A 1,411-nucleotide genomic window follows, 5' to 3' on the forward strand; every position below is an offset into this window, starting at 1 on the left:
CCTCGTGTCAGTTCAGGCGGATTGCCCTTCAACGCACCATGCCAAAAGGCGTAGTCGTCGGCTCGGTTAACCTCTGCGACTGCGGCGGTCATTCTGCTGCGTCCTTGTGTTGGGGATTGCGGTGGCTCGCTTCGATCTCGCGAAGGCGCTCAACTGCGCCGCCAACCTCTGAGGCGAGAGCATTGAAGCGCGTCGCCTCTGCCTCGAGCTTTCTTCGTGTGCTGGAGACGACCTGCATTGCGGCGTCCCCAAGCCTGACGAAAGGATCGTGCTCGATCGCGGTCTCTGAACCGAAGAGATCGCTCGCGTTGCGTTCGTTGGCCGCGACCTGCTCGTAGTCGCGCTGGATCGCTTCGAAGACGGAGATCTCACGGTCCATGTCGGCCCTAGACATCTTTCCGTCGACCACGCGTCGACGGTACACGGTGTTCCTTAAGCCGAGTTCGCGCTTGATCGCGTCGAGCTTTTGTTTTGCGGTGAAGGGCAGGGGGATCATTCGTCCCTCCCGCGAAGCAGATCGGAAAGGCCGAGGTAGACCTCAAGGAGCACCAATCCGATGCAGAGTGCGAGCATGAGCTTCAGCCCGGCCTCTTCGTCGAGACGCCAAGCAAGGGCCGGATCGATGAAGGTCATCACCAAGCCCTCGCATAAGCGCCAACACCGAGATCGCGAGCGCCAAGGCGRTGCTCGGCGTACTCATCGATGTGGGGTTCATCGGCAACGATSYGGTCGACRATYGCGTCGGCGCATTCGCGATTGAGCGCGAGGTCGATCAGGAGCCAGAGAGCCGCGYTGTCGSCAAAGCTGAGATCRACATCGACGGACTGGARCGCGGCGCCCGYCTGTCCATTGTCGCCGGAAARGCTGATCTGCTCGACGCGCCAGTTGCCGTTCCGGTCGTACGAGATGGTCGCCGTTCCATCGACGCGGAAGGCGACGGCCTCGTCCGAACGGATCAGCGGTAGGTCAGCAAAGGGAAAATCGATTGTGTTCATCGTGCCCTCGTTCGATCTGGGAGATCGTTCGATGGCAGAAATATGCCCACAATGGGCACAATCAGTCAAGCCCATATTGGGCACAATTATTCGTAATCGAATTGACCGACTAACCTTTCCCGCGCGGTAGACTCGCGCACGCGGAATAACCCCGCGTACCTGAGCGCGCGCGGGGTTTAGTACTAACCTATAAGGATAGAGATAGACGGGACTTGTAGAGCTCTGGGTTTTCAGACAGAGCTATTTCTCTTCGAAAATTGATGTAAGGATGAGCGATATTATACTAACGACGGGACTTGAATTAGATGGCCTCAAATTGATCGCTTCAATCGATAAGTCTTCGATGAATCGTGTTTTCGACCTCGCTTCGAAGCAAGCTCGATAACACCAGATTCAAGTAAATTAGAGAGCAATTT

Annotated in this window: 2 protein-coding genes; both read right to left on the minus strand. The window is 56.7% G+C overall.

Annotation, left to right across the window (positions count from 1 at the left end; translation table 11 throughout):
• Positions 1-88: 88 nt before the first annotated feature.
• Positions 89-496: a hypothetical protein gene (locus AC1DT3_RS21125; protein ID WP_477467149.1), complete on the minus strand. Its 408-nt coding sequence runs from the start codon at positions 494-496 to the stop codon at positions 89-91.
• Entirely contained in the window at positions 493-633 is a 141-nt protein-coding gene (locus AC1DT3_RS21130) for a hypothetical protein (protein WP_477467150.1), read from the minus strand. The genes AC1DT3_RS21125 and AC1DT3_RS21130 overlap by 4 nt, the downstream gene beginning before the upstream one ends.
• Positions 634-1,411 lie beyond the last annotated feature (778 nt).

The sequence above is a fragment of the Microvirga sp. P4_G7 genome, assembly GCF_056401005.1.